The 20,099-nt window shown below is 54.5% G+C and carries 20 protein-coding genes and 1 tRNA gene; 12 read left to right on the plus strand and 9 right to left on the minus strand.

Annotated elements, in window-relative coordinates:
* Window positions 1-62: 62 nt before the first annotated feature.
* Window positions 63-701 (plus strand): leucine efflux protein LeuE, encoded by a 639-nt coding sequence (leuE, locus tag NYE85_RS22225; protein ID WP_259006864.1) that lies wholly within the window; start codon window positions 63-65, stop codon window positions 699-701.
* A gap of 152 nt (window positions 702-853) precedes the next feature.
* On the plus strand, window positions 854-2,353 hold the full coding sequence (locus tag NYE85_RS22230) for an aldehyde dehydrogenase family protein (protein ID WP_259006865.1): 1,500 nt from the start codon (window positions 854-856) through the stop codon (window positions 2,351-2,353).
* 44 nt (window positions 2,354-2,397) lie between these two features.
* Here the strand turns inward: NYE85_RS22230 and feaR are convergent, their stop codons facing one another.
* Window positions 2,398-3,312: a transcriptional regulator FeaR gene (feaR, locus tag NYE85_RS22235; protein ID WP_259006866.1), complete on the minus strand. Its 915-nt coding sequence runs from the start codon at window positions 3,310-3,312 to the stop codon at window positions 2,398-2,400.
* A 447-nt stretch (window positions 3,313-3,759) separates the two neighbouring features.
* Here feaR and NYE85_RS22240 point away from each other — a divergent pair, with 447 nt between their 5' ends.
* From NYE85_RS22240 to NYE85_RS22275, 8 genes are all read left to right on the plus strand, one after another.
* Entirely contained in the window at window positions 3,760-4,098 is a 339-nt protein-coding gene (locus NYE85_RS22240) for a four-helix bundle copper-binding protein (RefSeq protein WP_259006867.1), read from the plus strand.
* Window positions 4,099-4,162: 64 nt separating this feature from the next.
* Window positions 4,163-4,567: a hypothetical protein gene (locus tag NYE85_RS22245; protein ID WP_405050705.1), complete on the plus strand. Its 405-nt coding sequence runs from the start codon at window positions 4,163-4,165 to the stop codon at window positions 4,565-4,567.
* Between the two features lie 324 nt (window positions 4,568-4,891).
* Window positions 4,892-5,869 (plus strand): DUF1852 domain-containing protein, encoded by a 978-nt coding sequence (locus NYE85_RS22250; RefSeq protein WP_259006869.1) that lies wholly within the window; start codon window positions 4,892-4,894, stop codon window positions 5,867-5,869.
* Between the two features lie 28 nt (window positions 5,870-5,897).
* Entirely contained in the window at window positions 5,898-6,920 is a 1,023-nt protein-coding gene (locus NYE85_RS22255; protein WP_259006870.1) for a methionine synthase, read from the plus strand.
* Between the two features lie 206 nt (window positions 6,921-7,126).
* Window positions 7,127-7,327, plus strand: a complete 201-nt coding sequence (locus tag NYE85_RS22260) for a hypothetical protein (protein ID WP_259006871.1) — start codon at window positions 7,127-7,129, stop codon at window positions 7,325-7,327.
* A 44-nt stretch (window positions 7,328-7,371) separates the two neighbouring features.
* Window positions 7,372-7,989 carry a TetR/AcrR family transcriptional regulator gene (locus NYE85_RS22265; protein ID WP_259006872.1) on the plus strand — a complete coding sequence of 206 codons (618 nt, stop codon included), beginning with the start codon at window positions 7,372-7,374 and terminating at the stop codon, window positions 7,987-7,989.
* A 157-nt stretch (window positions 7,990-8,146) separates the two neighbouring features.
* Window positions 8,147-8,857 carry an alpha/beta fold hydrolase gene (locus NYE85_RS22270; RefSeq protein ID WP_259006873.1) on the plus strand — a complete coding sequence of 237 codons (711 nt, stop codon included), beginning with the start codon at window positions 8,147-8,149 and terminating at the stop codon, window positions 8,855-8,857.
* Window positions 8,858-8,930: 73 nt separating this feature from the next.
* Window positions 8,931-9,851 carry an EamA family transporter gene (locus NYE85_RS22275; RefSeq protein WP_259006875.1) on the plus strand — a complete coding sequence of 307 codons (921 nt, stop codon included), beginning with the start codon at window positions 8,931-8,933 and terminating at the stop codon, window positions 9,849-9,851.
* A gap of 79 nt (window positions 9,852-9,930) precedes the next feature.
* Here the strand turns inward: NYE85_RS22275 and NYE85_RS22280 are convergent, their stop codons facing one another.
* Window positions 9,931-10,365 (minus strand): helix-turn-helix domain-containing protein, encoded by a 435-nt coding sequence (locus NYE85_RS22280; protein WP_259006877.1) that lies wholly within the window; start codon window positions 10,363-10,365, stop codon window positions 9,931-9,933.
* Window positions 10,366-10,492: 127 nt separating this feature from the next.
* On the opposite strand from NYE85_RS22280, the gene NYE85_RS22285 reads away from it, so the two are divergent.
* On the plus strand, window positions 10,493-11,404 hold the full coding sequence (locus NYE85_RS22285; RefSeq protein ID WP_259006878.1) for an NmrA/HSCARG family protein: 912 nt from the start codon (window positions 10,493-10,495) through the stop codon (window positions 11,402-11,404).
* A gap of 267 nt (window positions 11,405-11,671) precedes the next feature.
* On the opposite strand, the gene trpS is transcribed toward NYE85_RS22285, so the two are convergent.
* The 7 genes from trpS to gpt form a co-directional block, all read right to left on the minus strand.
* Window positions 11,672-12,676 carry a tryptophan--tRNA ligase gene (gene trpS, locus NYE85_RS22290; RefSeq protein WP_259006880.1) on the minus strand — a complete coding sequence of 335 codons (1,005 nt, stop codon included), beginning with the start codon at window positions 12,674-12,676 and terminating at the stop codon, window positions 11,672-11,674.
* Window positions 12,677-13,104: 428 nt separating this feature from the next.
* Window positions 13,105-13,180 (minus strand) — tRNA-Thr (locus tag NYE85_RS22295).
* Between the two features lie 202 nt (window positions 13,181-13,382).
* The gene (gene proA / locus NYE85_RS22300; RefSeq protein ID WP_259006882.1) at window positions 13,383-14,636 is read right to left on the minus strand and encodes a glutamate-5-semialdehyde dehydrogenase; all 1,254 of its coding nucleotides are present in this window, start codon (window positions 14,634-14,636) and stop codon (window positions 13,383-13,385) included.
* Between the two features lie 9 nt (window positions 14,637-14,645).
* Window positions 14,646-15,749, minus strand: coding sequence for a glutamate 5-kinase (gene proB / locus NYE85_RS22305; RefSeq protein WP_259006883.1), 1,104 nt, complete (start codon window positions 15,747-15,749; stop codon window positions 14,646-14,648).
* Between the two features lie 110 nt (window positions 15,750-15,859).
* Window positions 15,860-16,261 (minus strand): sigma factor-binding protein Crl, encoded by a 402-nt coding sequence (crl, locus tag NYE85_RS22310; protein ID WP_259006885.1) that lies wholly within the window; start codon window positions 16,259-16,261, stop codon window positions 15,860-15,862.
* Between the two features lie 60 nt (window positions 16,262-16,321).
* Window positions 16,322-17,569, minus strand: a complete 1,248-nt coding sequence (gene frsA, locus NYE85_RS22315; protein ID WP_259006887.1) for an esterase FrsA — start codon at window positions 17,567-17,569, stop codon at window positions 16,322-16,324.
* Between the two features lie 248 nt (window positions 17,570-17,817).
* A complete protein-coding gene (gpt, locus tag NYE85_RS22320; protein WP_259006888.1) occupies window positions 17,818-18,276 on the minus strand; it encodes a xanthine phosphoribosyltransferase in 459 nt (152 codons plus the stop codon).
* A gap of 336 nt (window positions 18,277-18,612) precedes the next feature.
* On the opposite strand from gpt, the gene pepD reads away from it, so the two are divergent.
* Window positions 18,613-20,073 (plus strand): beta-Ala-His dipeptidase, encoded by a 1,461-nt coding sequence (gene pepD / locus NYE85_RS22325; RefSeq protein ID WP_259006890.1) that lies wholly within the window; start codon window positions 18,613-18,615, stop codon window positions 20,071-20,073.
* Window positions 20,074-20,099: the final 26 nt, after the last annotated feature.

Consider the following 20,099-nt stretch of genomic DNA (forward strand, 5'->3'; position numbering starts at 1 on the left):
CCCAAGCGGGGCCAGGGATAACGCCGATGCGTTGCGCGTATTAAAAGGCTTGTGAGGTTAATGTGTTAGAGAGTTTTGGCATCCTGAATTTATGGACTTATCTCGCCGGGGTGATTTTTATTATTGTCCTGCCGGGCCCAAATAGCCTGTTTGTGTTGAAAATGGGTATTTCGCGCGGCGTTCGTGCCGGTTATACCGCCGCCCTGGGCGTGTTTATCGGTGATGCCATTTTGATTTTTTGCGCCTATATCGGCGTTGCTACGCTGATCCGCACCACGCCGTTCCTGTTTACCCTGGTGCGTTATTTGGGTGCCCTGTATTTGCTGTTCCTCGGCGCAAAACTGCTGTACGCCACTTTCATCCAAAAAAATCAAACGGCGCACCCGCCGCTGGAAAGCAGCAACAGCATTCTGCGCAAATCGTTGACGCTAAGCCTGACCAATCCCAAGGCCATTCTGTTTTACGTGTCGTTCTTCGTGCAATTTATTGATTTTAATTACGCGCACCCTGGGCTGTCCTACACCATTCTGGCGCTGATTCTGGAGTCGGTGAGCTTTGTCTACATGACCACGCTGATCTTTGCCGGCAGTATGCTGGCGCATTTCTTCAGCCATAAAAAAGCCCTGGCCAAATTGGGTAACGGCCTGATTGCCCTGCTATTCCTCGGCTTCGCCACCCGGCTGGCCACCCTGAGCTCATAACCTTCCTGGCAGCGTACTGCGGTACGCCTTGCCTTGCCAATGCTGAAGATTGTCAGGCTGGGCAAATCAATTGTCAGGCAAACAAAAGCCCTCGCGACAAAAACGCCTAGACTGGTCACGTTAAGTGACCTTTTCGTCTGACAGGAGGGCGTATGCCTGACAATACCGTAAGCATTCTGGACAGCGTGTCGCAGTTTCTGGATCGTCAACATGGCCTGTATATTGACGGGCAATGGCAGCCCTCACAGGCCGAACAGCGGCTGCCGGTACATAACCCCGCCGACGGTCGGCAGATTTCCTCTACCGCCGACGCCTGCGCCGAAGACGTTGCGCATGCCGTAACCTCGGCACATCGGGCGTTCACCGCCGGCGTCTGGTCGCAGCGCCTGCCGGCCGAGCGTGAACGTATCCTGTTGCGCTATGCCGATCTTGTCGAACAGCACGCCGAACAGCTGGCGCAACTGGAAACGCTGGAGCAGGGTAAATCGATCATGATTTCCCGTGATTTTGAGGTTGGCAGCACGCTGAACTGGATGCGTTACACCGCCGGCCTGACCACAAAGATCGCCGGCCAAACGCTGGACGTCTCCATCCCGATGCCGCCGGGGGCCCGTTATCAGGTCTACACCCGCAAGGAACCGATTGGCGTCGTGGCCGGCATCGTGCCGTGGAACTTCCCGCTGATGATTGGTATTTGGAAGGTGATGCCAGCGCTGGCGGCCGGTTGTTCGATCGTAATCAAACCGTCGGAAACCACGCCGCTGACGCTATTGCGCATGGCCGAGCTGGCCAGCGAAGCCGGTATCCCGCCAGGCGTATTTAACGTGGTGACCGGCCGGGGCTCGGTATGCGGCAAGGCGTTGACCGAGCACCCGCTGGTGGCCAAGGTCAGTTTCACCGGCTCAACGCCGGTGGGCAAAGGTATCGCCCGAGCGGCTGCCGACCGCTTAACCCGCGTAACGTTGGAGCTGGGCGGCAAAAACCCGGCAATCGTATTACAAGATGCCGACATCACGCAGGTGGTTGAAGGCCTGATGATGGGGAGCTTCCTCAATCAGGGGCAGGTGTGTGCCGCCAGTTCACGCATTTATATCGAAGCGCCGATTTACGATAAAGTGGTCGCCGGTTTTGAACAGGCGGTGAAATCGCTCAGCGTCGGCCCCGGCATGGATCCCCATGCGCAGATCACCCCGCTGGTATCACGCAGTCACCGCGACAGGGTTGCCGCCTTTCTCGACGATGCCAAAGCCAAACATGCCGAACTGATCGGCGGCGCCAATGGCCCGGCGGGTGACGGTTTCTATATTCCCCCGACTCTGGTCATTAATCCGGCAGCAAATCTCAATCTGACACGAGAGGAAGTGTTTGGCCCGGTAGTGAACCTGATCCGCGTAGCCGATGGCGAAGAAGCGCTGCGGCTGGCCAACGATAGCGAATACGGACTGACCGCCAGCCTGTGGACCACCAGCCTGCAAGCCGCGATGGCCTATACGCCACGTATTCAGGCTGGCACGGTGTGGGTCAACACGCATACATTGATCGACGCCAATATGCCATTCGGCGGTTTCAAACAATCCGGCACCGGCCGCGATTTTGGCCCGGACTGGCTGGACGCCTATACCGAGACAAAATCCGTGTGTATTCGTTACTGATCGCCATGCCCTCCCCAACGCGGGAGGCATGTCTCAGCCACGGTTTATTGGTATTGCTTGCGATAGTCGCTAGGCGAAACGCCAAAACGCTGCTTGAAGGCGGTGGAAAAATGGCTATGGTCGCTAAAGCCCCAGTCATAGCCAAGACCGGCCAGCTTTTGCCGCTCAGGCGCGTTGCGCAGCGCCTGAGCACACAGATCCAGACGCCGATGCTTGATGTATTGCGCTACCACCAGCCCCCGGCGGGCAAACAGCCGGTACAGGCTGCGCACCGAAACGCCTACCTCCGCCGCCAGCCATTCCGGGCGCAGCAGTTCAGATTGAATATGTCGATCGATCAGCGCCAGCGCCTTGTTAAAAAGCGGCTGATGCGCATCAGCGCCGTTATCGTGGCTGGTCAGCGTCGGTCGCAACAGGGTGGCGATAGCATTTAGCACCGCTTCGCTTTCTGCCGCGCTCATTGCAGGATGCTTGATGCATTCAGCTACCAGCTGGTAACTGAGCTGAACGACCGCGTTGTCGGCACCGATACGTTTGGCGCATTGCACTTCGGCAACGCGTAACGGTTGCTCCAGATAGCGGCGAGGCAGTAACAGGGAGATTTGCCGCGAATCCTGCTGAAAACTGAAATGGCAGGGCCGGGATGCATCGATCAACGTCACGTCACCGGCTGTCAGTAAACTCTGCTGTCCACCCTGCGTCATAAGCGCACTGCCGCGCAGTTGGAAAACGGTAAAGAAATGCCCGCCGTCACTTTGCGCGATTTCACGCCGGGTACGGTACAAGGATGCCTGAGCCACATCCACAATGCTCAGGCGCAAGGCATGCGAACGAAACTCCTGCATGGTGCCACTGAACTCGGCACCGAGCGTTTTGGCCGCAAAACGGCCGCAGGCGGCGTTGATACTGCGCAGCCACTGCTCGAAACCGACGTCTCTCTCCTGACTGGAAAGCGCCATGTTCTCCCCTTTGCCACGTCGGTGATAAACGCACCTCGGCGATATTGAACCCAAAATCAACATAGTCATTCACCTAGCGACAAGCAAAATAGTTGCGGAGATTTGGCGCAGCGATCACAGATTGAGTGCAAGGAAAGTCGCAGCCGACGTTTGCCCACCGCCTGCTGGTAGCAACACGGCCTGGCGCCTTTCAGCTTGACTAAACAGATCGAGGTGGAACCGTGCTTTTTAATGCGTTTTTTGCCTCTGCCCTTGGAGCGCCAATGCATCCAGGTGTTCGCTCAGGCATCTTGCTGTTCTGACATCCCTTTTACCTGAAACCAGCGGCGCAGCCGTGTCCTCTGTCGCCGCAGGAATAACCGTTAGCTGCCGCCTCGGTTGGCTTAAGGCGCCATCCTGATCCACGCTTAAACATAGCGATTTCTTGCCACACGGGAAGGAGGATATATGCCCGAACAATTCAACAGCTGTATCGAAGCTTGCTATGCCTGCGCTGCGGCCTGCGATCGTTGTGCGGCCGCCTGCTTGAAAGAAGAGGATCTGGCGATGATGCGCCAGTGCATCCGGTTAGACATTCAATGCGCCAATATATGCCGGCTGTCTGCGCAGTTTATGTCGCTGGACAGCGAGTTTGCTCGCCAGTTATGCAACCTGTGCGCCGAGCTGTGTGAAAAATGCGGTAATGAATGCGGCAAGCATCAAGTCGAACATTGCCAACTGTGCGCCAAAGCTTGCCATCGCTGCGCGCAGGAATGTCGCAGTATGGCCTCTGCCACCGGTGTTTAACCGCAACCTTCGTTGCGACAATCTGTGACAGACACCCGAATCGGTAAAGCGCCAGACACGCCGTATTACAGAACCCGTCACGCTCGGTGAGCTCCACGTCGCCGCCCTGGTGGCGAGCTGCCTGTCAGGCTATTCCCTGGTCGATGTGGAAGTGCTACAGGAGGAGCGCGATGTCGAGCTGCCGGCAGCGTGGGTGGATGTTGCTATCCGCATTGGAAAACTTAAATCTCCGCAGTTTGTCATGCGCCGACTCGCGCCCTGTCGCATGGCTTGCTGCGCCTTACCTGCCTATCTGACACACTATGGCAATGACACGCTGAAGAAACTTGATGATTTATTGCACGCACCAAGCTTTGGTAAAGCCGTCTCCGACGGGAACCGGATCCTGTCTGCGGCACAAAAGCAATCATATATCATTGATGGGACTTGTCGTTTGATGGCAAAGAACCCTCAGCTGCTGCATCAATAACTTAAAACCCACTCCCCCTCCTTGCGAGCCATCAAGGCACCCTTTCTCTATTGACCTTCGGTCTGTTCAGCCCCGCTGGATCAGCGGTGCGGGTACTCTGGCCCAGCGGCGGCGATGCCGGATCTACCTTACGCCAGATCATCATGAAGATGACTCATGTAGTAATGAAATTAAGTCGCTTTCACTCGCCAACTGGCTCTGGCATAAATTATGCAATATTAACTTTTTGAGAACATGAAGACTGCTCAACGAGAACACCAACGGTTTTGGAAACTCATGGAATAAATTCAGTTTTCATATCAGAACTTAGGATACAAGATCCCCATGAACACAGATTTTACATTTTCCATTAAAAGCAGTCTGTTCGATGAGAATTATAACCCCTCGGAGAATACGCGTATTACCACCAATTTTGCCAATTTGGCCAGGGGGATACACCGCCAGGAAAACCTGCGCAATACGCTAATCATGATTGATAATCGTTTCAATACATTAGCGCATTGGGATAATCCCAAAGGCGATCGTTATTCCGTCGAACTGGAAATCATTTCTGCCGAGATGAGCATTAAAGGTCATGGTGATACCTTCCCGGTAATAGAAATATTAAAAACTAATATTATCGACAAGAAAAAAAACCAACGTATCGAAGGCATCGTTGGGAACAATTTTTCTTCTTACGTGCGTGATTATGACTTCAGCGTTTTGCTGCTGGAGCACAATAAGAACAAATCTGAATTCAACATCCCGGATGACTTTGGCGATCTGCATGGCAATATATTCAAGCATTTCATCAATTCGACAGCGTACAGAAGCAACTTTAATAAATCACCTGTCATATGCTTAAGCATCTCAAGCAAAGATATCTACCACCGGACTGGCAACCAGCACCCAGTGCTGGGCATAGAATACCAGCAGGAAGGCTCTTCTTTGACCGAGAGTTATTTCAGAAAAATGGGCCTGCAGGTTCGTTATTTCATGCCACCAAATAGCGTTGCGCCGCTAGCCTTTTATTTCACTGGCGACTTGCTGGAGGATTACACCAATCTTGAGCTGATTAGCACCATCAGCACCATGGAGACGTTCCAAAAGATTTATCGCCCTGAAATTTACAATGCCAACTCTGCCGCAGGACAATGCTATCAGCCAAGCCTGAATCATCAGGATCATTCATTAACGAAAGTTTTTTATGATCGGGAAGAACGTAGCCAGTTGGCGATCGAGCAGGGAAAGTTTACTGAAGAGCACTTTATCAAACCATACAAGAACATTCTTGAGCAATGGTCTACCAACTACGCACTGTGATTAACCGAAAATAAAAGGCTCGCTAATTATGAAAACATTGCTCCCCACTTCAACTGCCGGCAGCTTACCCAAACCGTCCTGGTTGGCACAACCAGAGACACTTTGGTCTCCCTGGAAATTGCAAAACGGGGAACTGATTGAGGGAAAACAGGATGCTCTGCGTTTGTCCCTGGAAGACCAGGTTCGGGCAGGGATTGATATTGTCAGCGATGGCGAACAAACGCGCCAACACTTTGTCACCACCTTTATTGAACACCTCAACGGCGTTGATTTTGAGAAACGTCAGGTCGTTAAAATTCGTAATCGTTACGATGCTAGCGTGCCAACGGTGGTCGGTGCCGTGGAACGTCAAAAACCGGTTTTTGTGGAAGATGCCAAATACTTACGTCAGCTAACCGACCGGCCGATTAAATGGGCACTGCCTGGCCCGATGACGATGATCGATACGCTGTATGACAGCCACTATAAAAGCCGCGAAAAACTGGCCTGGGAATTCGCCAAAATACTCAATCAGGAAGCCAAAGAATTAGAAGCGGCTGGCGTCGATATTATCCAGTTTGATGAACCCGCCTTTAATGTTTTCTTTGATGAGGTAAACGATTGGGGGATCGCCACGTTAGAAAAAGCCATTGAAGGACTGAAATGCGAAACCGCAGTACATATTTGCTATGGATACGGCATCAAGGCCAATACCGATTGGAAAAAGACGCTGGGCTCCGAGTGGCGACAATATGAAGAAGCATTTCCCAAACTGCAAAAATCGATGATCGACATTATCTCACTGGAATGCCATAACTCGCGTGTTCCCATGGATCTGCTGGAACTTATCCGCGGTAAAAAAGTGATGGTTGGAGCCATTGACGTGGCAACCAATACCATTGAGACGCCCGAGGAAGTCGCCAATACGCTACGCCAGGCCCTGCGCTTTGTCGATGCCGACAAGCTCTACCCTTCAACCAACTGCGGCATGGCCCCCCTAGCCCGTCGGGTCGCCAGCGGCAAGCTGAACGCGTTAAGTGCCGGCGCAGCCATCATCCGCGGAGAGCTCTAAACCATTACGTTGCCAAAGATGCGATCATGCAAGCAACCCGTTCCGCCCCAGGCGATCCATCCCCCCCCCCAGCGGACCGAGCATGGCGCAATTGCCGTTGAAGGCCCAACTTATCAACCCACAAGGATGTGGGTGAGCATGGCCTCTGGCTCCCTACGTTTATCCCTTGGTGTCAACGTCAGAACGGTTATGAGCGAGGAGCGTAAGTGAATGCCTCAACGCTTTATGCGTTCGCACGTTTTCCATTATTGCCCGATCGGCCAGAAGCATTGATAGCCGGGCGTGAAGAGATTATCTGGCGTGGTTCCTACGACGCAAAACCGCCAGCACCTTATGGTGTAATCAACAGAATATTCCTTAACAAACAGCAGCATAATAACATGCAGAAAAAGCCATCGCATTATTGAACCGAATGGTCTATATTTATCGACATTCCTAAAAGGACAGTTTAATGATGGCTAAAACAGTATCGGCCGAGCGCCTGCGTGGTCGCCCACGTGAATACGAAGAGACAGAGGTAATTGAGCGGGCAATGCAGGTTTTCTGGACGGAAGGTTATCACGCCACGTCCCTGCCGACTCTGCTTGCAGCAACCCAAATATCACGCAGCAGTCTTTACGCGGGCTTTGGTGATAAACACGGAATTTTTCTCCGCTCCCTTGATCTTTATATCGAACAGGCGCTGGCGCGCCTCGATCGGGAGCTTGATACCGCGCCTGACGCTCTGACCGGTGTGCAGGTATGTATTGACGGTTATCTGGCACGAACGCAAGGCGATGCCGGCAGACGGGGCTGCCTTGTTGTGGCCACAGCCATGGAACTGGCTGCACATGATAAAGAAGTTTCCACTCGCATTGACCGGTTCTTCAAGCAGATGGAATCGCGCCTGACCATTGCTCTGAAACGTGCCCGGCAGGCAGGGCTGATCAGAAAGGATGTCGATCCCGCTGCGTTTGCGCATATGCTGCTATGCCTCCTGGAAGGTGTGCGCGTTATCAGCAAAGTCGGGTCACGGCAGAATACTACCGCTGCTGCACTCAAGGCCCTGATTGCCCAAATCAGCTGTTAAGGGAATTTGCGGCAGCCCGAGAGAAAGTAAAGTTGCGCACATTTTTGGACTGAATGGTACTTAATTATCTGCCTTTTCTGCCCGGTACCTTGCAGCGACTTTAATACAGGTTTTCTGCTTTATAAGCGAACGTAAATATCACAAGAGGATAAAAAGAATGGCAACATTTGTACTGGTTCACGGCGCATTTCAGGGAGCCTGGGTTTACACAAAGCTGGCTTATCTGTTGCGTAATGCCGGACACGTCGTTTACACGCCTACACTGACGGGAACGGGTGAAAGATCGCACCTTGCAAATCAGAAAATAAATCTGGCTACGCATATCCAGGATGTGCTTAATGTTTTCGAATTCAATGACATTAATGATGCGATTTTATGCGGTCATTCTTATGGCGGCATGGTAATAACCGGCGTGGCCAACCTCATCAGCTCACGCATCCGTTCGCTTTATTATATCGATGCCTACGTTCCTTCTGCGGGGCAGTCTCTGATGGATATAACAGGCCCGGAAACTGCACTGGCGTTCCTCTCTCAGGCCGCAGATACGGGTGACATGATCCCGCCAATTCCGGCTTGCGTATTTAATGTAAACGACAACGATGCGGCATGGGTCGACGCACTTTCCGTACCGCAGCCACTGGCAACGTTCGTTCAGGCCGTACGTGAGGGGGAAGAGTCGGCGGCAGTCTCCACGATTAAACGATCCTTTTTATATGCCACCAGAAACGGCGGAAACTGGTTTGATTCAACGTATAGCCGCCTGAAAGAAAATCCAGAATGGCGCGTCCATGAATTTGCCTGTGGACACTGCATCATGCTGGACCGTCCGGAAGAACTGCTGTCGTTACTCATCGCAGAGGAGTTTTGAGATCTCCGATCCCTTCGGCAGTGCGGACAATTAACTGCTGCAGTGGATTCAAAAAACCAGAAAGGAACTGACCATGAATTTAGGTGACTGCCTGCGAGCTGCCTGCGTGATACTCATATGGGGGCTAAATTTTGTCGTTATCAAAATTGGCGTAGCTGGTATGCCGCCTTTTTTATTTGCCGCCCTGCGCTTTACGCTCATTGCCCTGCCCGCAGTCTTTTTTATAAAGCCGCCCGGGACAAAGTTATATCTACTGGTTTTTTATGGCATGACCATCAGCTTTGGGCAGTTTGCGCTGCTTTTTTTAGCGATACGGCTCGGAATGCCTGCCGGAATCGCCTCACTGGTTATTCAATCACAGGCCTTCTTTACAGCCCTTCTGGGGATTTTGCTGGGTGAGAGGCTTCGCTTTTATCATTTACTGGGCTTCTCTATTGCCGGGGCGGGTATGTGTCTGGTCGGGATGGGCAGCGGCGGCACGTCGGATATTACCATTTTGACTATGCTGCTTACGCTGCTTGCCGCGCTTTGCTGGGGTCTTGGCAACCTTGCCAACAAGCTCATTATGCTGGATAAGCGAAGCCCGGTTAATGGCCTGTCACTGGTTGTCTGGAGTTCACTGGTGCCGATAGTTCCCTTTTATTTATGCTCTTATATTTTTGAGGGGAAGGACGTTATTATCAACAGTATCGCCAATATTCATGTCTCTGCTTTTCTGGCGCTGCTGTACCTGGTTTATATTTCCTCTTATATAGGATTTACTTTCTGGAGTGATTTGCTTAGCCGCCATGAATCCTGGCGGGTGGCCCCCTTAACGCTGGTGGTGCCAGTGATTGGTTTAGCAAGCTCTGCCTTTTTCCTCCATGAGACAATCACCCACCAGCAAGTCATTGGAGCGATTATTGTGTTCGCGGGCCTTTTCCTCAATATGTTTGGTGGCCGGTTTATGTCAGCGCTTTCTCCGGTCCGGTTTTTTTGGGGACAAAAGAAATAGACTCGCGGTGTTATTGCTGACAATCCAGATAAACGCCCGCTCCTGGCACCAATCAGTCTATCGCAACACCACCATACGGCTACGAATGGGCTGCGGGCGAAGTCACCTGCTTGCCGTCTGACTCATCGAAGGCTTTCCGGGATGCCTCAATATCCTGCCATGTTTCCTTGATCCAGTCAGTGAATGCCGCCAGCGGTTTCAGCATCGAGCGGCCACGGTCGGTAAGTTGATATTCCACCCTCGGTGGGAGCTCAGGGTAATAATGGCGAGCCACCAGACCATCTCTTTCGAGATTACGCAGGGTCAGGGTCAGCATACGCTGCGAAATGTCAGGAATGCCGCGGCGGATGGCACTGAAGCGCAAGGGCACCGCAGGCGAAAGCGCCAGTAGCGAGATAACCAGGATGGTCCATTTATCGCCAAGCCTTGCCAGCACGCTCCCCGGTGCGCAGGGTGTCAGTTTCGGCCCATTCGGTGTTTCGATGACAGGTCTGCCATTAATCTCACGCGCCATGATTTTTCTCCGCTGGGTATTCCATTAGTTCTCTCTGTGTAACTGAGGACCAAAAATGTGCCGTCTTGTGAACAGAATACTACTGGTTACATACTGTGACTTACAATAGTTACTATGGAGAACCACAATGATGCAAACAGCAGAATTCCTCGTCTTCGGCGCTACCGGGCAGCAAGGTGGCGCAGTGGCTCGCGCGTTACGAGGGGCTGGCCGCCAAGTCCGCGCCTTCGTGCGGGATCCGCATAGCAACATGGCCAGGGCGCTGGCGGCGGAGGGGATTACACTCGCCGTCGGCGATTTGTTCGACCGCGCCTCCATTGACCGTGCCATGCAGGGTATCCAGGGCGTATTTAGCGTTCAGGCAAGTTCACCAGGCGGCGAGGTTAGCGACGAGCAGGAGATTATGCAGGGAAAAGCCATTGCTGACAGTGCCCTGGCGGCGGGGGTCAGCCATATCGTCTATTCTTCGTCCGGGGCGGCAGGAAAAGGGCCTACCGGCATGGGGCATTTCGACAGTAAATCAGAAATTGAAGAGTACCTTCGCGCTTTGCCGCTCTCCACCACCATCACACGTCCGGCTAGCTTTATGGAAATGATGCTGCTGCCCGGCATGGGACTAAACAGCGGCAGTTTTTTCTTTTTTATGCGGCCCAATCAGGCGATACAGATGATCGCGCTGCAAGACCTGGGGCGCATTAATGCCCAAATCCTGTGCAATCCTCAACGTTATGCGGGGCAGACGCTCGAGCTGGCCAGCCAGGCGTTGACCGGTGAAGATTTGCAGCGTGCGTTCTCAAATGCCGCCGGCCATCCTGTCCATTATCATCGCTTTTCTGATGAGTTGTTAAAGCAGAATGCCTTTCTCCGTCGGCTTACGGCCTTGGTGGACAATGGCATGGTCGCCGGCTCGGCGGACATACCGGCGCTCGAGCAGGAGTTCGGTATGATGATGACGTTGGAGCAATGGCTGGCAGGGCCGGCTAAACAGCACTTTAAAGCGGCGCTTAATGCCCCGCAGGCCAATCTCGTGCTGCGATAGGCCGATAGCCGGTGCTGCCTGGCGTACCGGCTGCTTTCTCTCGGTATCTCTGTGGCACCAAATTGCCCATCGCAACATCTTTGGTCGGCGCGTATATGTCTTTTTAACGGGTTGTAAAATGGCTCATAACCGGCCATCCCCCTTGGCAGCGGTGGCCGAAAAGCCGGCCTGTACGCTTTCGCAGGTAACCTGCACTTAGCCGCCTTAGCGATATTCATCCAGCTGGCCGGTCACGGGGCTAATGGTGTGCAATACTGCCGCCAACCATCAGAATACAGGAACACCCAACCCTCGTTTCACTTCCTGCAAAGTCCTCTGCGTGACTTCATGCGCCCGTTCACTACCTTTCTTCAGCAGTGCCATCAGCATCCCTTTATCCTGAATATAAGTAGCGCGAAGCTCGCGCATAGGCGCAATCAGCTCTTGCAAACACGTCTCAAGCTCATTTTTGCATGTCCGGTCACCCAGCCCACCCCGTTGATAATGTGCTTTCATCTCCGCGACCTTGGCTTTATCGGTATGAAACGCATCCAGATAGGTAAAGACCAGATTGCCGGTTATCTGCCCCGGATCGGTTACTTTCAGATGTTTGGCGTCGGTGTACATAGCACCAACCGCGCGGTGGATGGTCTCCTCGCTGGCGGAAAGGAGCAGAGTATTGCCCAATGATTTAGACATTTTGGCGTTACCGTCGACACCCGGAAGGCGGCTGGTTTCGCTCAACATGGCCTTGCAATGGCGCAAAACAGGTTCGTAAAGCAGGCTGTTCATCTTATGAACGATTTCGTTAGTCTGTTCGATCATCGGTAATTGGTCGTCACCGACCGGGATCCTGTCAGCCTTGAAGGCGGTAATATCTGCCGCCTGACTGATGGGATAGACAAGAAAACCGACCGGTAACGACCGAGCAAATCCCTTCTGTATTATTTCATTTTTTACCGTTGGATTACGCTCCACCCGCGCCACGGTAACGATGTTCATATACAGGGCGGTCAGTTCGGCAAGGGCCGGGAGTGCGGATTGTAGACAGATGGTGGTGAGCGAGGGATCGATACCGGCGGCGAGATAATCGGCCAGAACTTCGGGAATATTGTCACGAATTTTTTGTGGATTGCTGCCATTATCAGTCAACCCCTGCAGGTCTGCGATCAACACAAACTGTTGATAATCCTGTTGCAGGGCGACACGCTGGCGCAGTGAACCGACAAAGTGGCCAAGGTGCAGCGGGCCTGTTGGGCGATCGCCGGTAAGAATAATGGATTTGCCATTCATATAAGACTCCTTAAGCATCAGGCCGAAAGGGGGTCTTATCAATGAAAATAACCGCCTTTCGGCGGTTATTTGAAAATGGTAAATACAGATTCAGGCCGCCTTTAAAAAGGCAGCCACCACAGGTTATGATTGAAAACGCTGATTTTGTATTCTGTATTCATCATTTGAACTTATCATAGCGTGATATAAGCGTAAAGTAGCCAGCAGCTTATCCAGGTTTCATAGCGGTTGTCGGTAGCGGCTGAACACACGGTTTGTGGCGCCCGCGTCGGCACGAAGCGGCCTATCCGAACGGTTCTTCGTTGTGCGCATCTGGCTTCGAGTCACCTGATGCAACATGCAAATCGGTTACTGACGAGGAAAGGCATAAATATGTCCCACATAGCGTTACGGAACGGAACCGAAGATATGTAACCTATTAATTTTGATGGTGCCGATAATAGGAGTCGAACCTACGACCTTCGCATTACGAATGCGCTGCTCTACCAACTGAGCTATATCGGCTTTGGGAGCCTGACCAGCGAGTGCCGGCCGGAGTGCGTCGAACAACTTATGCAAAAGCGCCCGCTGAGTCAATAGCCTGCTAGCCGTACGTCGATTTTCTCATCAACCGTATACTTTACAGGGTCAAAAACCTTTGGGTACCGCTACCTCAAGGGCACAAAAACTGCGCCCCTGAGGTGTGATTTATGGCAGCTGTCAGCCGTTAGCTGCGCACCAGATCGTCGCCATAACCAATCCATTTATAGGTGGTCAGCGCATCCAGCCCCATCGGGCCGCGCGCATGCAGTTTCTGCGTACTCACCGCCACTTCTGCGCCCAGGCCGAACTGGCCGCCGTCGGTAAAGCGCGTACTGGCGTTGACATACACCGCCGAAGAGTCCACCGCACGCACGAAGTATTCGGCGTTGCTCAATGAACGCGTCAGGATGGCGTCCGAGTGGCTGGTGCCGTGGGTACGAATATGATCGATAGCCTGATCGAGATCGTCCACCAGCGTCACGTTCAGATCCAGAGACAGCCATTCATCGTCGTAATTCTCCGCCGCGACGGCCACCACCCTGGCCGGCCCGGACTGCAACAACGGCATGGCATTGTCACTGGCATGCAGGGTCACACCACTTTCGGCCATCCGCGCGCTTAGCGCCGGCAGGAAGCTGTCGGCAATGGCGCGGTTAACCAGCAGCGTCTCCACCGAGTTACAGGCGCTCGGCCGCTGGATTTTGGCATTTTCAATTACCGTCAACGCCTTGTCATAATCCACGTTGTCGTCAACATAGATATGACATACGCCGATACCGCCGGTAATGACCGGGATGGTGGACTGTTCGCGACACAGTTTGTGCAGCCCGGCGCCGCCACGCGGGATCAGCATGTCGACGTAGCGGTCGAGCCGCAGCAGTTCGTTCACCAGCGCGCGGTCAGGGCTGTCAATCGCCTGCACCGCCGCTGCCGGCAGGCCGCACTGTTCCAACGCCTGCTGAATCACCTTCACCGTCGCCTGATTGGTGTGGTGTGTCTCTTTGCCGCCGCGCAGGATCGCCGCATTACCGGTTTTCAGGCACAGGCTGGCGACGTCGATGGTAACGTTCGGCCGCGCTTCATAAATCACGCCAATCACGCCCAACGGCACCCGCCGGCGTTCCAGCTTCAGGCCACTGTCCAGCAGGCTACCGTCCAGCACGTGGCCGACCGGATCGCTCAGGCGGCAAACCTGGCGCACGTCGTTGGCAATCGCCGTCAGGCGCGCGGGGGTCAACAGCAGGCGGTCGAGCAACGCTTCGCTCATGCCGCTGGCGCGTGCCTGTGCCATATCCTGTTGATTGGCCTGTAAAATCGCTTCGCCGTTGGCTTCCAGCATGTCGGCCATCACTGCCAACACCTGATTCTTTTTCGCCGTGCTCAGCACCGCCAGCTGCCAGGAAGCCCGCTTGGCGGCCTTCCCCATCTGCTCTAGCATGCTCACTCCTTAACTTACGATCATGTCGTCGCGGTGTACGGCCACCGGGCCGTATTCGTAACCAAGAATCTGGCTGATTTCCTGCGAATGATGGCCGGCAATCATGCGCATCGCATCGCTGTTATAACGGCTGACGCCGTGGGCCAGATCGCGCCCCGCCAGATTGCGGATGCGGATCACTTCGCCACGGGAAAAGTCGCCCTTCACTTCGCTAATGCCTTTGGGCAGCAGTGAGCTGCCGCGGGCCATGATGGCGTCGATCGCGCCGTCGTCTACGGTGATTTCACCCGCCGGAGGCGCGCCGAAGATCCAGCGCTTGCGATTTTCCAGCGGCGTTTCCAATGCGTGGAAACGGGTGCCAACCGGTTTGCCGTCAATCACGTCGCCCACCACGCCAGGCTTGCTGCCGGCGGCGATGATCACGTCAATACCGGCACGGCACGCTACGTCGGCAGCCTGCAATTTGGTGCCCATACCGCCGGTGCCAAGGCCGGAAACGCTGTCGCCGGCAATGGCGCGCAGCGCATCGTCAATGCCGTGTACTTCACGGATCAGTTCAGCCTGAGGGTTATTGCGCGGGTCGGCGGTATACAGCCCCTGCTGGTCGGTCAGCAGCAGCAGTTTATCCGCGCCGGCCAGGATCGCCGCCAGTGCCGACAGGTTATCGTTGTCGCCAACCTTGATTTCAGCGGTGGCAACCGCGTCGTTTTCATTGATCACCGGCACAATGCGATTATCCAGCAGTGCCCCCATGGTGTCGCGCGCATTGAGAAAGCGCTCGCGATCTTCCAGATCGGCACGCGTCAGCAACATCTGCCCCACGTGAATACCGTAAATGGAAAACAGCTGTTCCCACAGTTGAATCAGGCGGCTCTGCCCTACCGCCGCCAATAACTGCTTGGAGGCAATGGTGGCGGGCAGTTCCGGGTAACCGAGGTGTTCACGGCCGGCGGCAATCGCGCCGGAAGTCACGATGACAATGCGGTGTCCCGCCGCATGTTGCTGTGCGCATTGGCGCACCAGCTCGACAATGTGGGCGCGATTCAGACGCAGCGATCCGCCGGTCAACACGCTGGTGCCCAATTTCACAACCAATGTCTGGCTGCCGTTCATAATTATTCGCCGTTGAAAGAAGAAGAAATGCAAAGGACGTTGTAACAGGAGAGACGCGTTATGCCAACAGGCACAACGCGAATTCAACTCAAATGTCCGGAGAAATTGACTCAAGCAGAGAGTTTGATGGGGTGCTCTTTGAAATCATCCGCCGGTTCCAGCGCCAGATTCATGGTAGCCAACAGATCGCCGAGACGCTGATGGAAATCACGCAGCGTGGTTTCCAGCTTGTCATTTACTTCAGCGTCTTTAATCTTTTCTGCTTTCCATACGCCTTCTTTGTCGAACAGTCCGAACTGGTAAGCGTAGGTAAAACGCGACGCTTCTGCCCGCAGCTCTATCCACCAGCCCCAGAACTCACGCTTCTCTGGCGCAGGCTTCACGTTGACGCAAACCGCGAGACAATCAAAGAAAAACCGGTCGTTCTCACATTGCCCTTCACGCAGGTACGGCCCTAAGCTGGCAAACTTTTTCATTAGTCGGCTTTTAGGGTGACCACTCGGTAATGTCATGCTTCAACCTCCTCAATGTAGACCACTCTTTTTAACAAATTGTTAAAATTTAGCAACTAATTAACGCATTTTATCGCTCAGCCATCCGCTAATCTGCAATAGCGCCTGGTGGAAGCTCCGGTATACCGGGCTGCGTGGTATAGCCAAAAGTTTGCCGTCCAGTGAAGAGGAGGCGATCAGCTGCGACTCTTCCTTTGGACTCAGCGCATCCTGTTCCCAGTACCCCGACAACATCGGCGTTGGGCAGCGGCGGCCAAGCAAGCCCTGCATTTTCAGCGAATAGCGATTCAGTTCCATTTTCAGCGCCTGGTCGGAGGCCGCAGCCATCCCCATGCGGCTGGCCAACACATCCATATACATGTCCGGTACCCGCTGCTGGTTACGCGCCTCATACAGAATGCTGTGCACCACCGGGCCGAGGCAGGCAACGCCGCGCAGTCGGTGCGGCTCCAGATACGCCAAGCGCACCGCGACGTTGGCACCAAACCGGAAGCCAAAGGCGCTTACGCGTTGATGATCGATCCACGCCACCGCAGGCAGTTGCCTGAGCACCTGTTGATGCAAAAAGCTGGCATCCTGCGTCAGCTTCCACTTGGATGAGGCGCCTATCGACGGCATATCAATCGTTAACATGGCAATGCCGCGCGGCGCCAGATAATCGCTGAACAGGCGGTGATAATCGGTTTGCAAGGTGTCGAGGCTGCCGCACATCAGTACCGTTGGGAACGGCGCCTTGCCGTTGTCCGGCATATGCAGAAAACCGGAAATCGGACTGCCACCTTCAATGTCAAATGACAGCTCCTTCAGTTGATACGGCAGCAGCAGCGCGGCTTCTTCGTAGGCGCGGTTGGACAGCACCTCCGCCTGCTCGGCCAGTTGGTCTCCCTTCAGATGCGGGTAGCCGGCGATGCTGTAAAAATTGGCGGCGTTCAGCCAATACTTGCCGCCCAGTAGCGGGTCCGGCTGCTCAACGGCCCGTTGCTGCCACTGCATCCCCTGGTGCACCCATTCATAAATCCAGTTGCCGTTACGGTAACCGACCACGGTATCCAGCAGCTGTGCGTCGCTGCGCTCGGCGTCGGACGCCGCAATGCGCGACAGCACTTCGACTATCTCGCGCGCATCAACCCCGCGCCAGGTCCATAACAGTTGATTGAGCATCCGATACCAGTTGTTGGCGGTGTCGCCTTCCAGCGGCGTATGCAGGCTGGCCGCTCTGGCGTGATGCGCTCTGTGAATCAGCGTCGATGTCTCGCGGTGCTTGAATGAAGGTTTGAATAGAATTTCAGAAAGGTTGGCTTGTGCCATGGTAACAACAGCCTCCGTAAAGCTGGCCGTAGGCTGCAAAAAGCCTACTTAACTGAAGGTAGTGTACCTAACTCTGCGGCGAGAAACCAAAATATCCCGGACGATAGCGGGGAATTTACAGAAGATGACCGATAGTGAAAATAACCACGCCCGGTATAACCGGGCGTGGTCAGGCGAAATACGCCACTGCGCCATCGTTGCCGTCAACCGCTACAGGTGGGTCAACGCAGCGCGCATTGCGGTGGGGATTAACGGCCGCCGATCGGTGGCACGAAGCTCACCGCCATGTCCCACGGCTGCTCGATCCAGGTATCCTGAGGGATGTCGACCACATAGTCGTCCACCAGCGGGCGGCCGGCAGGTTTGGCGAAGATGGTGACAAAATGGGCTTTCGGGTACATGTCGCGGATGGCTTTGGCGGTGCCGCCGGTATCCACCAGATCGTCTACCACGATAAAGCCTTCACCGTCGCCTTCGGCACGTTTGAGCACCTTCATTTCGCGCTGGTTGTCATGGTCATAGCTGGAAATGCAGACGGTATCGACGTGACGAATACCCAGCTCGCGCGCCAGCAGTGCCGCCGGCACCAGACCGCCACGGCTTACTGCGATAATGCCGGTCCATTTATCGGCAGGCAGCAGGCGATGCGCCAGTTTGCGCGCTTGCATTTGCAACATATCCCAGGTAACAACGTATTTTTCGCTCATAGAATGGTGTCCCAGCCAGCATTGAAGTGGCTTACTCAGTGATCAGGGGAAAAAAGGTTGCGCGAGATTATAGAGACTGGCTGCGACGAATACCAGTTGAACCGAGGAATTGATGTGGATTTCCTTGCGGGCAAACGCTGGTGAATGATGCTGCCAATCGCCTGCGTCACCGATCAATCACCAGCGTTACCGCGAGCAAACAGCGCAATGCGGTACGCGCACCCGGTAAAAGAAAGTGATATTCTCTGCCTATCGTGCCGAAGACGCACAGATACCCATTAACCTAACCGCACGGCATTGCCGCCACCTGACGTATGCCGTAACAGGAGACTTAACGTGTCTGAATTGTCTCAACTTTCACCACAGCCGCTGTGGGATATTTTTGCCAAAATCTGCTCTATTCCTCACCCGTCCTACCATGAAGAACAGCTGGCACAGCACATCCTCTCATGGGCGAAAGAAAAAAACCTGCACGCCGAACGCGATGCCGTTGGCAACATTCTGCTACGCAAGCCAGCCACCAAAGGCATGGAAAACCGCAAGCCGGTCGCCCTGCAGGCGCATCTGGACATGGTGCCGCAGAAAAACAACGATACTCAGCACGACTTCACCAAAGATCCGATTCAACCATACATTGACGGCGAATGGATCAAGGCTCGCGGCACCACGCTGGGCGCCGACAACGGCATCGGCATGGCCTCGGCACTGGCGGTGCTGGCAGATGACAGCGTTGAGCACGGCCCGCTGGAAGTATTGCTGACCATGACCGAAGAAGCCGGCATGGACGGCGCCTTTGGTCTGCAACCCAACTGGCTGCAAGCGGAGATCCTGATCAACACCGACTCCGAGGAAGAAGGCGAAATCTATATGGGTTGCGCCGGTGGAATTGACTTCATTACTACCCTACCCCTGCAACGCGAAGCGCTGCCAGCCGGTTACCAAACGCTGAAACTGACCATCAAAGGGCTGAAAGGCGGCCATTCCGGTGCCGATATCCATCTGGGGCTGGGTAACGCCAACAAACTACTGGCGCGCTTCCTGTTTGATCATGCGCCGCAGTTGAATCTGCGCCTGCTGGAGCTGAACGGCGGCACGCTGCGCAATGCCATCCCACGTGAAGCCTTTGCCAGTGTGGCAGTACCGGCCGATCGGGTTGACGAACTGAAAGCGCTGAGCCAGGCGTTCCTGGCCACGCTGCAAAACGAGCTGGCCGCCAAGGAAAAGAACATTACCGTGTTGCTGGAGCCGACTACCAGCGCATTGCAAGGGTTGAACGCCGACAGCCAGCACCGTTTCCTGGCGCTGCTCAACGGTACGCCAAACGGCGTGATCCGCATGAGCGACGCGGTGAAAGGCGTGGTTGAAACCTCGCTCAACCTCGGCGTGGTCACCACCGGTGAACAGGAAGCCGAAATCATCTGCCTTATTCGTTCACTGATCGACAGTGGCAAGGATTATGTGGTCGGCATGCTGAGCGCGCTGGGCCAGCTGGCGGGTGCCAAAGTGGCGCCAAAGGGCGGTTACCCGGGCTGGCAGCCTGATGCGGACTCACCGGTAATGCATCTGGTGCGGGAACTGTATCAGGAGCTGTTCAACAAGACGCCGAACATCATGGTGATCCACGCCGGTCTGGAGTGCGGTCTGTTCAAGAAGCCTTATCCGCAGATGGATATGGTTTCCATCGGGCCAACCATCACCGGGCCGCACTCGCCGGATGAGCAGGTGCACATTGGCAGCGTCGGCCTGTACTGGCAGTTGCTGACCCAGTTGCTGAAAGCGATCCCTGAACGCGGTTAATGCCAACGCAGGCCGTGGCCGACGCA

This window comes from Serratia sp. AKBS12, assembly GCF_024793895.1.
In the GTDB taxonomy this organism is placed as follows: Bacteria; Pseudomonadota; Gammaproteobacteria; order Enterobacterales; family Enterobacteriaceae; genus Serratia_F.